This is a genomic window from Streptomyces sp. NPDC001832, assembly GCF_040297265.1.
In the GTDB taxonomy this organism is placed as follows: domain Bacteria; phylum Actinomycetota; class Actinomycetes; order Streptomycetales; family Streptomycetaceae; genus Streptomyces.
The window spans coordinates 1-17,330 of sequence record NZ_JBEOYU010000025.1; the positions used below are offsets into that span (position 1 = coordinate 1).

At 69.2% G+C, this 17,330-nt stretch carries 12 protein-coding genes; 8 read left to right on the forward strand and 4 right to left on the reverse strand.

Annotated elements, in window-relative coordinates; genetic code table 11:
• Nucleotides 1-269 precede the first annotated feature (269 nt).
• The 3 genes from ABT115_RS19845 to ABT115_RS19855 all read left to right on the forward strand — a co-directional run bounded on the left by ABT115_RS19845 (nt 270) and on the right by ABT115_RS19855 (nt 5,282).
• Nucleotides 270-2,009, forward strand: coding sequence for an N-acyl-D-amino-acid deacylase family protein (locus ABT115_RS19845; RefSeq protein ID WP_351791321.1), 1,740 nt, complete (start codon nt 270-272; stop codon nt 2,007-2,009).
• Entirely contained in the window at nt 2,006-3,469 is a 1,464-nt protein-coding gene (locus ABT115_RS19850) for an aldehyde dehydrogenase family protein (protein WP_351791324.1), read from the forward strand. The genes ABT115_RS19845 and ABT115_RS19850 overlap by 4 nt, the downstream gene beginning before the upstream one ends.
• 247 nt (nt 3,470-3,716) lie before the next feature.
• Complete coding sequence (locus tag ABT115_RS19855; RefSeq protein WP_351791327.1) at nt 3,717-5,282, forward strand: APC family permease; 1,566 nt, start codon at nt 3,717-3,719, stop codon at nt 5,280-5,282.
• Between the two features lie 30 nt (nt 5,283-5,312).
• Here the strand turns inward: ABT115_RS19855 and ABT115_RS19860 are convergent, their stop codons facing one another.
• From ABT115_RS19860 to ABT115_RS19870, 3 genes are all read right to left on the reverse strand, one after another.
• Entirely contained in the window at nt 5,313-5,945 is a 633-nt protein-coding gene (locus ABT115_RS19860) for an endonuclease (RefSeq protein WP_351791496.1), read from the reverse strand.
• Nucleotides 5,946-5,959: 14 nt separating this feature from the next.
• The gene (locus ABT115_RS19865) at nt 5,960-6,607 is read right to left on the reverse strand and encodes a DNA polymerase ligase N-terminal domain-containing protein (protein WP_351791329.1); all 648 of its coding nucleotides are present in this window, start codon (nt 6,605-6,607) and stop codon (nt 5,960-5,962) included.
• 142 nt (nt 6,608-6,749) lie between these two features.
• On the reverse strand, nt 6,750-8,240 hold the full coding sequence (locus ABT115_RS19870; protein WP_351791499.1) for a CehA/McbA family metallohydrolase: 1,491 nt from the start codon (nt 8,238-8,240) through the stop codon (nt 6,750-6,752).
• A gap of 212 nt (nt 8,241-8,452) precedes the next feature.
• Here ABT115_RS19870 and ABT115_RS19875 point away from each other — a divergent pair, with 212 nt between their 5' ends.
• Complete coding sequence (locus ABT115_RS19875) at nt 8,453-9,298, forward strand: LLM class F420-dependent oxidoreductase (RefSeq protein ID WP_351791332.1); 846 nt, start codon at nt 8,453-8,455, stop codon at nt 9,296-9,298.
• A 200-nt stretch (nt 9,299-9,498) separates the two neighbouring features.
• Nucleotides 9,499-10,983, forward strand: a complete 1,485-nt coding sequence (locus ABT115_RS19880; RefSeq protein WP_351791335.1) for a peptidoglycan D,D-transpeptidase FtsI family protein — start codon at nt 9,499-9,501, stop codon at nt 10,981-10,983.
• A 144-nt stretch (nt 10,984-11,127) separates the two neighbouring features.
• On the opposite strand, the gene ABT115_RS19885 is transcribed toward ABT115_RS19880, so the two are convergent.
• Nucleotides 11,128-11,913 (reverse strand): hypothetical protein, encoded by a 786-nt coding sequence (locus ABT115_RS19885; protein WP_351791337.1) that lies wholly within the window; start codon nt 11,911-11,913, stop codon nt 11,128-11,130.
• A gap of 463 nt (nt 11,914-12,376) precedes the next feature.
• Here ABT115_RS19885 and ABT115_RS19890 point away from each other — a divergent pair, with 463 nt between their 5' ends.
• From ABT115_RS19890 to ABT115_RS19905, 3 genes are all read left to right on the forward strand, one after another.
• Nucleotides 12,377-13,240: an NmrA/HSCARG family protein gene (locus tag ABT115_RS19890; RefSeq protein ID WP_351791340.1), complete on the forward strand. Its 864-nt coding sequence runs from the start codon at nt 12,377-12,379 to the stop codon at nt 13,238-13,240.
• Nucleotides 13,241-13,775: 535 nt separating this feature from the next.
• Nucleotides 13,776-14,390, forward strand: a complete 615-nt coding sequence (locus ABT115_RS19900) for a hypothetical protein (RefSeq protein WP_351791343.1) — start codon at nt 13,776-13,778, stop codon at nt 14,388-14,390.
• A gap of 247 nt (nt 14,391-14,637) precedes the next feature.
• Nucleotides 14,638-17,220, forward strand: a complete 2,583-nt coding sequence (locus tag ABT115_RS19905) for a bifunctional FO biosynthesis protein CofGH (protein WP_351791345.1) — start codon at nt 14,638-14,640, stop codon at nt 17,218-17,220.
• Nucleotides 17,221-17,330: the final 110 nt, after the last annotated feature.

Sequence of the window (17,330 nt, forward strand, 5' to 3'; positions counted from 1 at the left end):
CGATGGGCGGGCCCCGCGGCGTCTGGTGCGTGCGATCGCAAGGCGGAGGGTCGTCCTCGTACTGGGCGTACGAGGACGATCCCGACAACGCGGCGGGCGTGCGTGCCAGGCGTCGCGTGCCAGGCGGGACTTTCGAAACACGCCCTAGGGGGACCAGCGGCGTCTTCCCGGACCGCCGCTCCGTGGAGCCGGGGTGCGTACCGCGGCCGTGCGCACCCCGGCTGCACATCCACGTACCCGCGCAAGGAAACGCAGAAGGGAACCCCGTCATGCTCGACCACCTCATCCGCGGAGCGACCGTCGTGGACGGCACCGGCGGACCCTCATACCCCGCCGACATCGGCATTCGCGACGGCCGCATCGCCGTCATCGCCGAACCGGGCACGCTCACCGAGGAAGCCGTCACCGCGGAGGACGCCACCGGCCTCGTCCTCGCCCCCGGTTTCGTCGACCCGCACACCCACTACGACGCCCAGCTCTTCTGGGACCCGTACGCCACACCGTCCATGAACCACGGCGTCACCACCGTCGCCGGAGGCAACTGCGGATTCACCCTCGCCCCGCTCCACCCAGAACGCCCCGAGGACGCCGACTACACCCGCCGCATGATGTCGCGGGTGGAGGGCATGGCGCTCAAAGCCCTGGAGGAGGGCGTCGACTGGACCTGGTCCAGCTTCCGCGAATACCTCGACGCCCTCGAAGGGCGGATCGCCGTCAATGCCGGGTTCATGGTCGGCCACTGCGCCCTGCGCAGACACGTCATGGGCGCCGACGCGATCGGCGGACAACCCACCCCCGCCCAGCTCGACGCCATGCTCGCGCTCTTCCACGATGCGATGGACGCCGGAGCCTGGGGGCTGTCCACCACCCAGTCCGCCACCCACTCCGACGGCGACGGACAGCCCGTCGCCTCCCGCCATGCCCTCCCCGAAGAACTCCTCGCCCTCTCCCGCGCCGTCGGCGAACACGAAGGCACCCAGCTCGAAGCGATCGTCGCGGGCTGCCTCGACCAGTTCTCCGACGAAGAGATCGAGCTCCTCGTCGACATGACCGCCACCGCGGGACGCCCGCTGAACTGGAACGTCCTCACCATCGACGCCGCCGTCCCCGAACGCGTACCCCGCCAGCTCCTGCCCAGCGAACGGGCCCGCCGCGCCGGCGGCCGGATCGTCGCACTCACCATGCCGATCCTCACCCCCATGAACATGTCGCTCGGCACCTTCTGCGCCCTCAACCTCATCCCCGGCTGGGGCGACATCCTCGCCCTCCCCGTTCCCGAACGCATCGAACGGCTCCGTGACGCCGGTACCCGCGCCGAAATGCTCCGCCGCGCCGACAGCAAAGAGGCCGGCGTCTTCCGCCGCCTCGCCGACTTCGGCCGGTACGTCATCGGGGACACCTACAGCACGGCCAACGAAGGGCTGAGCGGCCGCGTCGTGGGCGACATAGCCGCCGAACGCGGGCAGGACCCCTTCCACTGCCTCGTCGAGATCTGCGCCGAGGACGAGCTGCGTACGGTGTTGTGGCCCATGCCCACCGACAACGACCCCGACTCCTGGGCGCTGCGACGGCAGACCTGGGAGCACGAGGACGTCATGCTCGGGGGCTCCGACGCGGGCGCGCACCTGGACCGGATGTGCGGCGCCCCGTACACCACCCGCTTCCTCGGCGACTGCCTGCGCCGACGGAAACTCCTCCCCCTCGAACAGGCCGTCAAGATGCTCACCGACGACCCGGCCCAGCTCTTCGGGCTCCGCGACCGCGGCCGGATCGAGGAGGGCTTCCACGCCGACCTCGTCCTCTTCGACCCCGAACGCATCGACGCCGGGCCCGCCACCCTCGTACACGATCTGCCCGGCGACAGCCCGCGCCTCGACTCCAAGGCCATCGGCATCGTGTCGGTCCGCGTCAACGGCGTGGAGACGCTGCGGGACGACAAGGTGACCGGCGCGGTCCCCGGTACGGTGCTCCGCTCCGGCCGCGACACCCGGACGGTGAGCACCGTATGAGCGACAGCAGCCAACGCCTCTTCATCGGCGGCGAGTGGACCGAACCCGACCACGGCCACTACGAGGTGATCAACCCGGCCACCGAGGAGGTCGTCGGCCTCGCACCCGAGGCGAGCCGTGAGCAGGTGTACGCGGCAGCGGCGGCGGCCCGTGAGGCCTTCGCCACCTGGTCCCGTACCCGCCCCGAGGAGCGGGCCGCGATCCTCGACCGGGCCGCCGACCTGATGCAGCGCGACCTCACCGGCAACGCTGCTCTCGCCCAGGCGGAGAGCGGTGCCACCACGGGAACGGCCAGGGGCATGCAGGTCGCCGTCGGCGCCGCCCGCTTCCGCCGGTATGCCAGGGGCGCCCTGGAACCGGTCGAGGAGGCGATCGCACCGCAGATCAACGAGGCCGGGCCGATGGGGCGGGCCGGTGTCTTCGGGGCGCTCGCCGTACGTCAGCCGGTCGGCGTCGTCACCTGCATCACCTCGTACAACAACCCCTGGGCCAACCCGGCCGGCAAGATCGCCCCCGCACTCGCCATGGGCAACACGGTCGTGGTGAAACCCGCACCGCAGGACCCGCTCTCCGTCTACCGGATGGCCGAGGCGCTCGAAGCGGCGGGCGTTCCGGCGGGTGTCGTCAATGTCGTCACCGGGTCCGGCCCCGAGGCGGGCGAGGCCGCCGTGGACTGCGACGACGTCGACATGGTCAGCTTCACCGGTTCCACGGCCGTCGGGCAGCGCATCGCCGAGGTGTGCGGGCGCGGAATGAAGCGGCAGCTGATGGAGCTGGGCGGGAAGGGAGCCGCTGTCGTCCTCGACGACGCGGACCTCGACTCCGCGGTGGCGGGCATCGGCACCACGTTCTCCTTCTACAGCGGCCAGATCTGTACGGCCCCGACCCGCGTCCTCGTCCAGCGCGCAGCCCACGACGCCCTGATCGGGAAGCTCACCGCGTACGCGGGCTACTTGAAGGTGGGTGACCCGACGGACCGGGGTACGGTCGTCGGCCCGGTCATCTCCGCCGCCCACCGCGACCGCATCGAGGCGTACATCGAACTCGGCCGGAAGGAGGGGGCGAGGATCGTCACGGGCGGTGAACGCCCGGCCGGACTCGACCGGGGCTGCTACGTCGCCCCCACCCTCCTCGCCGACTGCACCAACGACATGCGTGTCGTACGCGAGGAGGTCTTCGGACCGGTCGTCGTGGTCGTCCCCTTCGACGACGAGGAGGAGGGCATCGCACTCGCCAATGACAGCGACTACGGACTGATCGACTACGTCTGGTCCTCGGACGTGGCACGCGCCTTCCGGGTGGCCCGGCGGCTGCGCGCCGGCGGAGTCGGCGTGAACACCATCGGGCGGAACATGGAGGCCCCGTTCGGCGGGTTCAAGAAGAGTGGTGTCGGGCGCGATGTCGGCTCGTACGCCCTGCACGCGTACAGCGAACTCCAGGCGATCGTCTGGCCGGGCTGAACCGGCGTACCCGGTGAGTGTCCGCTGAGCGGACACTCATGGGAAATTTTTGAATCGCCACAAAACGGACAGGCGTACGGTTCCCGTATGGCGCTGCGAACGGGAATAGGCCTCTCTTTGGAAGGTCTTTTTCGTCGTTGACCTTCAATTGACACTCGCGTATCCGCTTTGTCGCCTGAAATTCAAGGGCGAGCTGGTGGAGTTCCAGCCTCCGGATGTGGAAAACGCATCGCTTAACGTCCTTTTCATGACACAGCTGGACGCGCGGCCGCAGGCCGGAGACACGGTACGGGGTGCCCCCTCGGCCGACGGCGGTGTACGCGGCAAGGGCCTCGGCGGGAACTCCGTCGGCCTGATGGGCAGTGCCGTCATCGGCATCTCCACCGTCGCGCCCGTCTACTGCCTCACCTCTACGCTCGGCTCCACCGCGGGCGAGGTCGGCTTGCAGATGCCCGCCGTCTTCCTGGCCGGCTTCCTGCCGATGCTGCTCGTTGCCTTCGCGTACCGCGAACTCAACAAGGCCGTGCCGGACTGCGGCACCTCCTTCACCTGGACGGTGAAGGCATTCGGCCCGCGCGTGGGCTGGATGTGCGGCTGGGGCCTGGTCATCGCGACGATCATCGTCCTGTCGAACCTGGCGGGTGTCGCCACCTCGTACTTCTGGCTCCTCGCGGGCGAGGTCACGGGCAACGATTCGATCGCCGCCCTGGACGACAACAAGGCCGTCCACATCCTGACCTGTCTGACCTTCATCGCGGTCGCCACGGCGATCAGCTACCGGGGGATGACGGCCACCAAGGGCGTCCAGTACACCTTGGTAGGCCTCCAGCTCGTCGTCCTCGCCCTGTTCGTGGTGATGGCCGTACAGAAGGCGAAAAGCGGGGAGTTCACCTCGTCGCTGGACTTCTCCTGGTCCTGGCTGAACCCGTTCGCAGTGGAGTCCTTCGGGACGTTCACGGCGGGTCTGTCGCTGTCGATCTTCATGTTCTGGGGATGGGACGCCTGTCTGACCGCCAACGAGGAGACCGTCGGCAGCGAGAAGACCCCCGGACGCGCCGCGCTCATCGCGATGGTCGTGCTCGTCGGCTCCTACCTCGCGACCGGCGTCGCCGCCCAGATGGCCGTCGGCTCCGGCGGTACGGGTCTCGGCCTCGCCAACCCGGACACCTCCGACAACGTCTTCGCCGCACTCGCCGGCCCGATCATGGGCCCCGCCCTCGGTGTCCTGCTCTTCGTCGCCGTCCTGGCCTCCGCCGCCGCGAGCCTGCAGACCACCTTCATCCCGGTGGCACGCACGGTCCTGGCGATGTCCACGTACGAGGCCCTGCCCGCCTCGTACGCCCGCGTCCACCCGCGCTTCAGGACCCCGGGGAAGGCCACCGTCATGGCGGGCGTGGCCACCGGCATCTTCTACGCGGTCATGACGCTGGTCAGCGAGCACGTCCTGGTCGACACCATCTACGCGCTCGGCCTCATGATCTGCTTCTACTACGCGCTGACGGCGTTCGCCTGCGCCTGGTACTTCCGTGCCGACCTGACCCGCTCCATCCGCGACCTGGCCTTCAAGGGCCTCTTCCCGGTCACCGGCGGGCTCCTCCTCACCGCGGTCTTCTGCAAGACCCTCTACGACATGTGGGACCCGGCATACGGCTCCGGCTCGGCCGTCTTCGGAGTCGGCTCGGTGTTCGTGATCGGTGTCGGGCTGCTGCTGCTCGGTGTGGTGCTGATGCTGGCGATGCAACGTCGCAGCCCCGCGTTCTTCCGCGGTGAAGTGCTGACGAAGGAGACCCCGGCACTGGTCGTGGAGGACTGACAGCCCCCTCAGAGGCCACCCGACAGGCTCTCAGGCCCGCGCTCCGACGTCGTCCACGACATGCTTGTCCAGCGCGGCGCGCACCAGGGCCGCCGCGAGCGCGGCCGGCCCGCGGTCGCCGGCTTGCTCCGCCAGCCGCGCGAGCTTCGCCGGCGAGGCGGGCAGCCCGAGTTTCTCGGCGCCCTGAAGGGCCTTCTCGTCAAGGAACGGTGCCGCCTCCGGCCACACGTCCTGTACCTCGCGTACGAAGATGTCCGCACCGGCCGGGCCCATGCCCGGGGTTCTGCGCAGCCCGGACCGCAGGATGTCCAGGTCGCCGTCGGCCTCCTTGCGCAGCCGACGAAGATCACCCCCGTACTCGACCAGCAGGAGCTCTGCCCCGTCGCCGAGCTGAGTGGCGGTCCGTTCGTCGTAGCGTCGGTAGCCGCCCTCGCCCAGCGCGTCGACTCGCTGTTGCCATGTCGTCCCGATCATCCGGTCCGGGGAGCGCATGCCGTGGGCGAACAGTGCGCGTGCCGCCGCCACCGCCACGGAAGCCCGGATACGGGCGCTCAACAGGTCGCTGAGCACGAGGAGTTGGTAGAGGGGCTGGGGTGTGTTCCGCATCCTGATGCCGGCCTCGGCGGCATAGGTGGTGCCGTAGCGGCTGAGGAGGACTTCCATGGTCCTGCGTGCGGTCACCACGAAGACCCGCCCCCTTCCTCGGCGGCGACCTGTGCCAGGGTGCGCCCCGTGCGGGCCGAACGTGCCAGGTACGGGTCCGGTCTGTCCGGCCCGTCATGGGTGGCGCGCCCGTCCTTGGCCTTGATCAGCAGCCATATCTCGCCGCCCGGGGCGTCGCTCCCACCGCCTGCCTTGAAACGGGTGAGGGCGAACTCGCCGTGCAGCTTGGTGCCGTCGAGCCAGAAGGTCGCGTGCCCGTCCTCCAGGGACTGCTCGAACGGCACGGGCGCGCCCCAGCGGTCATGGCTGAGCGGCCGGTAGGTGCCCTGGTCCCAGACGATCACCGTGCCGCCGCCGTACTCGCCCTTCGCGATGACCCCCTCGAACGTGCGGTACTCCAGCGGGTGGTCCTCCGTGGGGACGGCCAGCCGCCTCTCGCGCGGGTCCTCCGAGGGCCCGCGCGGCACCGCCCATGACTTCAGTACACCGCCGACCTCCAGCCGGAAGTCGAAGTGCAAGCGCCGCGCCTGGTGGATCTGTACGACGAAGCAGGGCGCCGCACCCGTCCGCTCGCCGTCGCCGCGTGGCTCCGTGGTCGCGTCGAAATGCCGTTTGCTGCGGTAGTCCCGGAGCCGGTCGTCGCTTTCGCCGGTCGCATCCATCCGGATACCTCCTCGGGCAGGCCGCCCGCTTTCCTCCCCTTCCACTGTGACGCTCCCGGCCGCGAAGCGCACAGGGACGGAGCCCGGACAACAGGTATGTCGACATCAAGTATCTTGACGTCGAGTCGTCTTAGGGAGTTTCCTATCCCTCCAGGAACACCGGATTGGTGAGCGCCGCCAGCGCCCCCGGCAGCCCCGGCACCGTCGCCGGGTGCCGGACCTCGGCCCGCACATAGGCGGCGTAGACCGGCGTCGTACGCCACTCCACCACCCCCGCCCCCGACTCCGGCAGCGTGGCCGTGAACAGCGTGCCCTGGTCGGTGACGAAGTGCGCGGTGCAGCCGGGTGCCCCGGCCACCTCCAGCCGTACCGTGACCGGGGTGTCGTCCCCGTCCACCCGCAGCCGTTCACCGATCCCGGCATGCCGGCCGCGCCCGCCCGAGGCCCCGAAGGACAGAGTGACGGCGGACGACTCGGCGATGTAGGAGTGCCCGGCCCGGATTCCGGCCGTGATCGCCTCGCGCGACAGCTCGTCGGCGAGCACGACGGTCTGCGGCAGCCCCACCTTGTCCGGCTCCCGGTGCGCGTCGCTGTTGCCCATCGCCGGAACCCACGGCTTCGACGTACGAACCGCCGCCACAAGGGAGTTGTCCCACTCGGCGAGGGCCACCTCGTCGTCCGGGGTGTACGCCCCGTTCCACACCTCCACCGCGTCCGCCTCGCCGAAGCCGAACTTCCAGTGGCAGCCGATGCAGGTGGCGTGCGGATGAGCGGGCACTACCAGACCGCCTGCCCGGCGCACCGCCTTCGCATAGTGCCCGAACCGGTTGTCGCGGGCCCGGTAGCGCCAGTCGACCCACGTGCCCGGGTCGACGGCGAGCGCGATCACATGCCCGTTGCGGGTGGTGACCTCCTCGCCCGTGAGAACGAGCAGATCGTCACCCCACAGCCCGTCCCACGCGCTGTGCGCGGAGTACGTGTTGTGCTCACTGCTGTTGATGAAGTCGAGCCCGGCCGCGCGTGCGGCGGCGGCGATATCGGCAGGGGTGCGCTTGCCGTCCGAGTGGACGGAGTGGAGATGGCAGTCCCCGCGGTACCAGGCGCGCCCGCGCCCCTTCGCGCGCTTGGGCGGGTACACGGGCTTCGGCGTGGACCCGGCCGGCCCGAAGCGCAGAGTGATCGTCACCTCGTACGAGAGCCCTTCCGGGGCGACGGTGTACGGCCCGAGGGCGATGTTCCAGGTCCCGGCCCGTACCGGCCCCGCGATGTAACCGGGCGTCGCCTCGTCCGCCCGGATGAAGAAGCTGCTGCGCGCCCCGCCGGACCACCCCCTGAATCCGTGCCCGCCCATGTCCGTGCCGCGCTCGTCGAAGATGCCGATGTCGAGGGCGTTGCCCTGCGTGCCGGCCGGTACGGGCGTCTTCTCGTACGTGTACGAGACAGCGATCTCCCTCACTCCGTGCGGTACTTCGACCGGCAGATACACATAGTCCGGCGACCCGGTCGGCAGCGTGCCGCGCACGGTCCTGGTCCGGTCCGGGACATCGTCCCCGGTCGCGGCGTCGGCGAAGCTCACAGTGCCCAAGGTTAGAGCCGTGGCGGCCGTCCCGACGAGAAGGCCGCGCCTGGCCATCGGGCGGCCGTGGGCGGATTGCGATGCGGACATACGAGTGGCTCCCCGGTGTCGTGGTGGCGAGGATGACGCACTCAACCCTGGCCGGAAGCCGTGAACTCCGGAAGAACGCCGAGAGGCACGAGAGGGGCCGGTAATGCGCGACACTCGGCATTCCGCACCGCTCGGCATACGTTGGGGCCCCCACCGGACCACGACGGAGGTGTCCTCATATGCGGATCGCCACAACGATCTTCCTCACCGATGAGACGATCACGCCACTGCGGATCGCCCGCGAGCTCGAACAACGCGGGTTCGCCGGGCTCTACCTGCCCGAGCACACCCACATCCCGGCGAGCAGGGACACCCCCTACCCGGCAGGCGGCGAGCTCCCGCCCGAGTACGGCCGCACCCTCAACCCCTTCGTCGCCCTCGCCCAGGCCGCTGCCGTCACCGAACGCCTCACCCTCGGCACCGGCATCACGCTCATCGCCCAGCACGACCCGATCGATCTCGCGAAGCAGATCGCCACTCTCGACCATCTCTCCGGCGGCCGCTTCACGCTGGGCCTCGGTTACGGCTGGAACGTCGAGGAAGCCGCCGACCACGGGGTGAACTGGTCGACGCGCCGGGACCTCGTCCGCGACCGAATGGCCTTGATGCGCGCCCTGTGGGCCAACGAACCGACCGCGTACGAAGGCGAGTTCGGCGCGGTACGGGCCAGCCACGCGTACCCGAAGCCGATCCAGCAGCCCCGCGGCCCGGTGAACGGCCCCCGCACCCTGATCGGCGGCGCGGCAGGCCCCAAGCTGTTCGCGCACATCGCGCAGTACGCCGACGGCTGGCTGCCGATCGGCGGGCGCGGCCTGACGGAGTCCGTACCGAAACTGCGCCAGGTCTGGGAGTCGGCCGGCCGCGACCCGAAGCAGCTTCAGGTGGTCCCGTACGCGGTGCTCCCCAGCCCGGGGAAGCTGGCGCACTACGCGGAGTTGGGCATCGAGGAGGTCGTCCTCCAGCTGCCTCCGGCGGGGGAGGCGGAGGTGCTGCGGGCGCTGGACGCGTACGCGGAGTACCTGTAAGGGCTCGCGCCCGGCCACGAGCCCGCTCCGCAGGTTGCTCCCGGATGCAACCACCTGCCCGGAGCGAAGCATCTTCAATATTTAATACTGTCCGGCGAATGAGGGGCGGCAGATGCGTGCCCAGCCCCGCCACGTCGCCCACCTATGGACCGGTCGGTCCAAGAACCGAATAGTTTTGTGAGCACGGGAGTGGATCCACGATGAACAGGCCGTTGCGGCACATAGCCATCTTCTGCGGGCTGTTGGTGATGGCGCTGCTGCTGCGGGCCAACTGGCTCCAGTACTTCCAGAGCGAGTCGCTGGCCACCGATGAACACAATCGCCGGGTGAAGATCGAACAGTTCGCCACCCCGCGCGGCGACATCGTCGTCGGCAGCCGGGCGATCACCGGCTCCAAGGCGGTCGACGGCACAGACTTCAAGTACCAGCGGACCTTCAAGCAGGGCGCGATGTACGCCCCGGTCACCGGCTACGCCTCGCAGGCGCAGGGCATGTCCCTGCTGGAGAAGACGTATGACAGCGTCCTCAGCGGCCAGGACGACCGGTTCGCGTTCGGGCATGCCAAGGACATCCTCACCGGTGAGCAGCGGCGCGGCGGCGATGTGATCACCACGATCGACCCGAAGGCGCAGAAGGCAGGCTACAAGGGGCTCACCGATCTCGGCGCGCGGGGCGCGGTCGTCGCTCTGGACCCGCCTACGGGAAAGGTCCTGGCCCTTGTCTCCACGCCCTCGTACGACCCGTCCGTCTTCGCCGGGAACTCGTTCAAGGAGGGGGATAAATTCCAGGCGCTCGTCGACGACAAGAGCAAGCCGCTGGCCAACCGTCCGCTGCGCGAGACCTACCCGCCCGGCTCGACGTTCAAGATCCTCACGGCGGCCGCGGCCCTGGAGAACGGCGTGGTCACCGATGTCGACGCGGCAACCGACGCCGTCTCCCCGTACCCCCTGCCACTGTCCACGAACAAGATCGGCAGCGAGGCGGGCGACGCGGTGTGCAACAAGGCGTCCATGAAGACCGCGATGCAGTACTCCTGCAACAACGTCTTCCTCGACGCGGCGTCCAAGGTCGGCGCCGACAAGATGCGCGAGACGGCGGAGAAATTCGGCTTCAACTCCGACGTCTACTCGGAGGAGTTCGGCGACATGCTCGCCACCAAGAGCCTATACCCGGAGGAACTGGACAAGCCTGGAACCGCTTTGACGGGCATGGGCCAGGGCAGCCTCACCAGCACACCGATGCAGATGGCCATGGTGACGGCCGCCCTCGCCAACGACGGCAAGCTGATGCAGCCGTACATCGTGGACGAGCTCCGTGGCCCGGATCTCTCGGTCCTGGAGAAGAACGAGCCGAAGCTCAAGAGCCAGGCCGTGTCGGAGGAAACGGCGAAGAAGGTCCAGGAGATGATGGAGTTCACCGCCAAGGAGGGCAGCGCCCAACGGGCCCTGATCGACGGTGTCACGGTCGGTGGCAAGACGGGCACGGCGCAGCGCGGCGTGAACGTGAGGGACGAGGTGCCGTACGGCTGGTTCGTCTCGTACGGAAAGAAGTCCGACGGGCAGTCGGTGGCGGTCGCGGTGTTCATCGACCCGACGGCCATGGACATTTCCCGCGCGGACATCTCGGGCGGCCGGCTGGGTGCACCGATCGCGAAGAGCGTGATGCGTGCGGTGCTGGGGGAGTAGCTCCGCCTTCACCGGGCGCAGCCCAGAACCGTCGCACGGGCTGGTCTCAACTCGGCTGGTGCTGAGGGCGTAAGACCTCCGGCGCTGCTCCCGGAGGCAGCCTGAGCCAGGAATCCCCTCCCCTCCCTGGGGGAGGGGAGGATGTCAATTCACCGTGACGGCGTCGCCGGTGGAGACGACTTTCATGGTCGTGGTCGTACCGAGGAACGCCCAGCGCCAGCTGCCCGAAGCAGTGGCCTTCACTGTCGCGCGGAGGTGGCCCTTGCTGTCCGTGGTCGCCGTCTTCACGGTGTTGTACGTGCCGCCGGGCTTCTTGTACTGCAGCTTCACCACCTGCTTGGTGAACGCGTGGTACTTGAGGTCCGTCCAGTTGGCTCGCGACAACTTTCCGGTGACGGTTAGCGTGCCCCCCTTCCTGACCGGCTCGGGCGTGGCGTCCGTGGTCAGGGTCGCGGCGCGCTTCACCTTGAACAAGGCGATGCGGTCGGAGATCCAGTAGTCGCGGTCATTCGCCTGGACCGTGGCGTTGACCTGCCAGTTCCCCGCGACCGCGTTGGCATCCCAGCCCGCGTTGCCGCTTCCGTACGAGTCGATCCACGTCGGATCGATCTCCATCGTCGCCGTGCACACGGACGTCGTCGTGCTGACCTTTTTGCACGTCGTGCCGAGGTGGTCCACCGGTCCATGACCATTGGTCGTGTTGTACGCGGACACATCGGAGACCCCCTTCACCCCCGAGTTGTCCTTGATCGTCATGGTGATCGGGAATTGCTTGACGTTCTTGACCCCGACGATCACACTGCTGCCACCGTTCACGACGGTCTTGGTGACCCGTATGTCACCTCGCCCCTCCGCATGAGCTGCCGGCGCCACCGCGATCCCGGTGGCCACTGCCGCCACCACGGAGGCCACAGCGATTCTTCTGCGCATGTCCCACCCCTGTTCTCCCCACCTCATGGCAGGGGGAGAACAGAGTAGCGATTACCTGACGTTCTTTACGGGCGAGGAAGCAAAGTTGAGGGGGAGTCAGATCGCTATCAAGAGTGTCGACAGTTACCTGGAGGAGCCTGAGCCGTCGCGCGGGGCGGCGGGTAGAGCGTGGGCGTGGGCGTGGTGGGTGACGGTGCGGGGGCGGGTGCGGGGCGGGCCTTGGCTCACTACCTCGGAGTGCCGTTCCACTTTCCTTCCCCGGACGCCCCAGATGACGAGGCCCAACGCTGGCGGACGGTCCAGCGTCTGTCCGAAGCCCCGTGACTGAGCGTGCAAGCGGATCTTGCGAAGAACCCGGGATCAAGGCTGGGTGGGGCGGCGTTCACCGCCCGGTGTCCTCCCGGTGGCAGGTTTGGCCTCCGCTGTTCAGCATGGACACATGTCCCTTGATCACGGAGGTCCCATGCCCATCGCGGTACTCGGCGCGACCGGCGGCCAGGGCGGCGCCGTGGTCGCCGCTCTGCTGGAGGCGGGGCGTGCTGTGCGCGCCGTGGTGCGCGATCCCCGCAGCGGGCGGGCCAGGGCGCTGGCGTCGGCCGGGGCGGACGTCGTTGCCGGGGATCTCTTCGACGCGGCCTCCCTCGCCGACGCGTTTCGGGGCATGGCAGCCGCATTCGCCGTCACCACACCCTTCCAGGACGGTCTGGACGCGGAGGTGGCCCAGGGCGCGGCGATCGTACGGGCCGCCGCGGACGCCGCACTGCCGCATCTGGTGCTGGCCTCCGTCGCCAGCGCGAATCGCGGCACCGGCGTCCCGCACTTCGAGACGAAGGCCAGGACCGAGGAATTGCTTGCCGAATCCGGACTTCCCGCGACGGTCGTGGCACCGACCTACTTCTACGACAACGCGCTGGGTGCTCTGGACGAGGTCGCCGCTGGTGTCCTGACCATGCCGCTTCCCGGTGACACGCCCCTCCAGCAGGTGGCACGGCAGGACCTGGGCCGGGTCGTGGCCGCGGTCGTGGCCGATCCGGACCGCTGGATCGGCCAGCGGATCGAGGTGGCGGGCGACGATCCCACGCCGGTCCGGATGGCCGCGGAGATCGGACGGGCCGCGGGCGGCACGGTCGCGTTCCGTCGGACGCCGCTGGAGGACCTGCGTACCGCCAACCCCGACATGTTCGCCATGTACGGATTCCTGACGGACACCGGATACCAGGTGGACCTGGAGGCGCTGCGTACGCAGTTCCCCACCGTCCCCTGGACCCCGTATGCCGCATGGGTGGATGCACAGAAATGGCCGACGCCCCGCGTCAGGGAAACATGACACATGGGCCTGTGGATGTTGGCCGGTGGCCGCGTCACGGGTATCCGGTCACGCCCATGTCCGCCGCGGCGCAGGCCGAAGGATTTGGCCGGGAACAGGTCGTCGGCCGGGCAGTCGCCCACGTACAGGGTGCGCTCCGGGGTAGCCCCCGACACCTCCCAGCGGCCCCGGCGCCAGGGCCGAGCCTTCGCCCCCGTCCGACCCTGGTCCGGGGCGTGCGCTTCGTTCGTGTGCCCGCTTCATGACCGATCCTCAGCTTGTTTTTTTTAACCTGCTGCTCGACCCTCGCGCGTACGGGTGCCCGGCGTTCGCGGCTTGTTGCCGAACGTCAGCGGGGCATCAGCGGGGCATCAGCGGAGCATCAGCGGGACTGGTCATCATGAGGCCGCTGCGATCGTCTGCCCCCGTGGGCCGACGATCGCAGCGGCGTGGTCGCGAGGAAACTTCATGGCACCCCCCGCCACGAATGCTTCGCATGCGCGCCGTCCGGAATAAGACATTCAGAGAGGGAACGTTGAGAGCAAAGATCGCCAAAATGGCGGCGGCCACACTGCTGGCCGTCGGCTCCGCTGCCGGGATCGTCGCCACCGCCTCCGCCTCGGAGGACGCCGACACCCCCATCCCGGCATCGAGCGCTTCAGGGCAACCGGAACCTGGCTCCACCCTGACCGAGTCGCCCCGTTCCACTCTCGCCCCGGAACCAAGTGGGACAACGACGCCCCCGGAGCCGGGCAGCACCACAACGCCGCCCCCGGAGCCGGGCCAGACAACGACGCCGCCCCCGGAGCAGGCCAAGGCGACACCCCCAGCGTCGGGCCGGACGTCGGGGCCACCCGCAGAGCCGCCGTCGAACGGCTACCAGGGAATCGCGACGTACTACCAGCCCGGGCTGGTGGCGTGCGGCATAGTGACCACGGACAGTGATTTCGCTGTTGCGCTCGACACCAGCATGTTCGAATCCGGATACCCGTCTCCCTCCTGCGGGAGGAAGGTCGAAATCACGCACAACGGAAAGTCCATAACCGCGACGGTCATTGACCGGAGCCCGGGTATGAGCAGGTATGGCCTCGATCTGACGCTCGGCGCATACAAGGCGCTCGCCTCCCTCGAACAGGGTTCGATCGACATCACCTGGCGTTTCGTGGAGTAGCCAGCTCACCCTTGAGTAGAGGTTTTCGAAAGTATCGCGAGGCGGGACCCGGCCGACCGGGTCCCGCCTCGTGAATTTCAGGGTGGCCGGAATCTCTCGGGCTTCGCTGCGGCCGGTCGCGCCGCCGTGGCCCGGAGCCGAGCATGTCTGCGATGGGAGCGAGGACGGCTCGGGCGGACGGAGCTGTCCGGGCTCCGCGTGCAGATGCTCCGGTCCGGGGCGCGGGCCCCGCTCGTATGCTCGTTTCATGACCGATCCTCAGCACGGACGCCCGACCACCAACGCCATGCGGCGCGCCCTCAAGCGGGCCCGCGACGGTGTCGCACTCGATGTGACCGAGGCCGCCGTTCTGCTCCAGGCGCGAGGTGACGATCTGACGGATCTGGCCGCCTCGGCCGCCCGGGTGCGCGACGCCGGCCTCGAAGCCGCCGGCCGTCCGGGTGTCATCACGTACTCCCGTAAGGTCTTCATCCCGCTGACCCGGCTCTGCCGCGACAAGTGCCACTACTGCACCTTTGTCACCGTCCCCGGCAAGCTCCGGCGCGAGGGCCACGGGATGTTCCTGTCGCCCGACGAGGTGCTGGACATCGCCCGTAAGGGTGCGGCCATGGGCTGCAAGGAAGCGCTGTTCACGCTCGGCGACCGGCCCGAGGACCGCTGGCCCGAGGCGCGGGAGTGGCTGGAGACCGAGGGGTACGACGACACCCTCGCGTACGTACGCGCCATGGCGATCCGGGTCCTGGAGGAGACCGGCCTCCTCCCGCACCTCAACCCGGGCGTGCTGACCTGGACGGACCTTCAGCGGCTCAAGCCCGTCGCCCCCTCCATGGGCATGATGCTGGAGACGACGGCCACCCGGCTGTGGTCCGAGCCGGGCGGCCCGCACCACGGCTCCCCGGACAAGGAACCGGCCGTACGCCTGCGCGTCCTTGAAGACGCGGGCCGCTCCAACGTCCCGTTCACCACCGGGATCCTGATCGGGATCGGCGAGTCGTACGAGGAGCGCGCCGACTCCCTCTTCGAGCTCCGCAAGACCGCCCGCGCCTACCACGGCATCCAGGAAGTCATCGTCCAGAACTTCCGCGCCAAGCCGGACACGGCGATGCGCGGCATGCCGGACGCCGAGCTGGAGGAACTGGCCGCGGCCATTGCCGTAGCCCGGCACATCCTCGGCCCGTCCGCCCGCATCCAGGCCCCGCCGAACCTCGTCGACGCCGAGTACGCGCTGCTCATCGGCGCGGGCATCGACGATTGGGGCGGCATCTCCCCGCTCACGCCCGACCATGTGAACCCCGAACGCCCCTGGCCCCACATCGACGAACTGGCAGCCAGGACCGCCGAGTCGGGCTTCACGCTCCGCGAACGCCTCACCATCTACCCGGAGTTCATCCAGCGCGGCGAGCCCTGGCTCGACCCTCGCCTCCTCCCGCACGTCCGCGCCCTGGCCGACCCGGAGACGGGGCTGGCCCGCGAAGGAGCGATTCCCTCCGGCCTGCCCTGGCAGGAACCCGACGAGGAGTTCGGCGCCACCGGCCGCACCGACCTGCACCGCACCATCGACACCCAGGGCCGCACCGGCGACCGCCGTGCGGACTTCGACGAGGTGTACGGGGACTGGGAGGCACTGCGCGAAGCCGCCGCCCCCGGCATGGTCCCGTCCCGCATCGACGCCGACGTGCGCCAGGCGCTGAGCCAGGCCGCCGACGACCCGACGAAGCTCACCGACGACCAGTCCCTCGCCCTGCTCCACGCGGACGGCCCGGCGCTCGACGAACTGTGCCGGATCGCGGACACCTTGCGCCGTGACGTGGTCGGTGACGACGTCACATACATCGTCACCAGGAACATCAACTTCACCAATGTCTGCTACACCGGCTGCCGTTTCTGCGCCTTCGCCCAGCGGCGCACCGACGCCGACGCGTACACCCTCTCCCTGGACCAGGTCGCCGACCGGGCCGCGCAGGCGTGGGACGTCGGCGCGGTCGAGGTCTGCATGCAGGGCGGCATCCATCCCGACCTGCCCGGCACCGCGTACTTCGACATCGCGCGGGCGGTGAAGGAACGCGTCCCCGGCATGCACGTACACGCCTTCTCGCCCATGGAGGTCGTCAACGGCGCCACCCGTACCGGCATGTCGATCCGCGACTGGCTGATCGCCGCGAAGGATGCCGGGCTCGGCTCGATCCCCGGCACGGCGGCCGAGATCCTGGACGACGAGGTCCGCTGGGTCCTCACCAAGGGCAAGCTGCCCACGGCTACCTGGCTGGAGGTCATCAGGACCGCCCATGAGGAGGGCCTGCGCACCTCATCCACGATGATGTACGGCCATGTCGACCAGCCCCGCCACTGGCTCGGCCACCTGCGGACGCTGGCGAACCTCCAGCAGGAGACCGGCGGCTTCACGGAGTTCGTTACTCTCCCGTTCATCCACACCAACGCCCCGGTCTACCTGGCGGGCATCGCCCGCCCCGGCCCCACCGACCGTGACAACAGGGCCGTCACCGCCATGGCCCGGCTGCTGCTCCACCCGCACATCACCAACATCCAGACCAGCTGGGTGAAGCTCGGTACGCAGGGCGCGGCGGAGATGCTGCGCTCGGGCGCCAACGACCTGGGCGGCACGCTGATGGAGGAGACCATCTCCCGTATGGCAGGCTCCAGTTACGGCTCGTACCGGTCCATTCAGGACCTCGTCGCGATCGCGGAACTCGCGGGCCGCCCGGCGAAGCCGCGTACGACGCTCTACGGAGAGGTGCCGCAGGAACGGGTGACGGCGGCCACCGCATCCGACGGACACCTTCCGGAGCTGCTTCCCGTGCTGCCGGACTGAGGCGTATGCCCCAGCCCGGCAGCGACGCCGCTCGAAGCGTGGTCGACCGGACCGGCCCAGATCACAACCCCGGACAGGCCCTAACGACCTTCCCCAAGGAAAGGAGCCCG

Coding starts and splice junctions, on each gene's coding strand:
- ABT115_RS19845 (WP_351791321.1), top strand. CDS start 270: ATGCTCGACCACCTCATCCGCGGAGCGACCGTCGTGGACGGCACCGGC.
- ABT115_RS19850 (WP_351791324.1), top strand. CDS start 2,006: ATGAGCGACAGCAGCCAACGCCTCTTCATCGGCGGCGAGTGGACCGAA.
- ABT115_RS19855 (WP_351791327.1), top strand. CDS start 3,717: ATGACACAGCTGGACGCGCGGCCGCAGGCCGGAGACACGGTACGGGGT.
- ABT115_RS19860 (WP_351791496.1), bottom strand. CDS start 5,945: ATGGAAGTCCTCCTCAGCCGCTACGGCACCACCTATGCCGCCGAGGCC.
- ABT115_RS19865 (WP_351791329.1), bottom strand. CDS start 6,607: ATGGATGCGACCGGCGAAAGCGACGACCGGCTCCGGGACTACCGCAGC.
- ABT115_RS19870 (WP_351791499.1), bottom strand. CDS start 8,240: ATGGCCAGGCGCGGCCTTCTCGTCGGGACGGCCGCCACGGCTCTAACC.
- ABT115_RS19875 (WP_351791332.1), top strand. CDS start 8,453: ATGCGGATCGCCACAACGATCTTCCTCACCGATGAGACGATCACGCCA.
- ABT115_RS19880 (WP_351791335.1), top strand. CDS start 9,499: ATGAACAGGCCGTTGCGGCACATAGCCATCTTCTGCGGGCTGTTGGTG.
- ABT115_RS19885 (WP_351791337.1), bottom strand. CDS start 11,913: ATGCGCAGAAGAATCGCTGTGGCCTCCGTGGTGGCGGCAGTGGCCACC.
- ABT115_RS19890 (WP_351791340.1), top strand. CDS start 12,377: ATGCCCATCGCGGTACTCGGCGCGACCGGCGGCCAGGGCGGCGCCGTG.
- ABT115_RS19900 (WP_351791343.1), top strand. CDS start 13,776: ATGGCGGCGGCCACACTGCTGGCCGTCGGCTCCGCTGCCGGGATCGTC.
- ABT115_RS19905 (WP_351791345.1), top strand. CDS start 14,638: ATGACCGATCCTCAGCACGGACGCCCGACCACCAACGCCATGCGGCGC.